The sequence below is a fragment of the Mycobacterium sp. UM_Kg1 genome, assembly GCF_000972925.1.
GTDB lineage: Bacteria > Actinomycetota > Actinomycetes > Mycobacteriales > Mycobacteriaceae > Mycobacterium > Mycobacterium hiberniae.
In genome coordinates this window covers 1-344 of the sequence record NZ_JRMK01000365.1, presented here as the reverse complement: position 1 = coordinate 344, position 344 = coordinate 1, and the positions used below count along the sequence as shown (strand labels likewise).

Annotated in this window: 1 protein-coding gene; it reads right to left on the bottom strand. The window is 68.3% G+C overall.

Annotation, left to right across the window (positions count from 1 at the left end; genetic code table 11):
- Window positions 1-212: hypothetical protein (locus LI92_RS23595; RefSeq protein WP_152665590.1), on the bottom strand; the 212-nt coding region annotated here is incomplete at its 3' end.
- Window positions 213-344: the final 132 nt, after the last annotated feature.

The following is a 344-nucleotide window of genomic DNA, read 5'->3' as shown; positions in this document are numbered from 1 at the left end:
AAGGTGCTCCACGCCGTGGCGTCGGTGAACGCATCCCAGTCGACGCCGCTGGTCGCCGCGTCCACAAACGGCGAGAACAGCTGGTCGAAAACATCATCAAGATCCGCCCGCGCGGGCACCGCGGGAAGCAGCACCGCGATACCCACTCCGGTGCAGGCCGCGACGGCGAGCCGCGCCTGGCCGTCGGTCCTCGTAAAGGGCCGCTTGCCCATGAAACCTCCCGTGAAAACCGCGATTCGGGTCTGGCGCAGCGCTTATGCGCCGACCCGGGTGACCGTGACGTTGATGGTGGTGGCTCCGGGGTCGGAGGCGATGACCAGCACGGTGGCGTTGGGCGCCGAGAC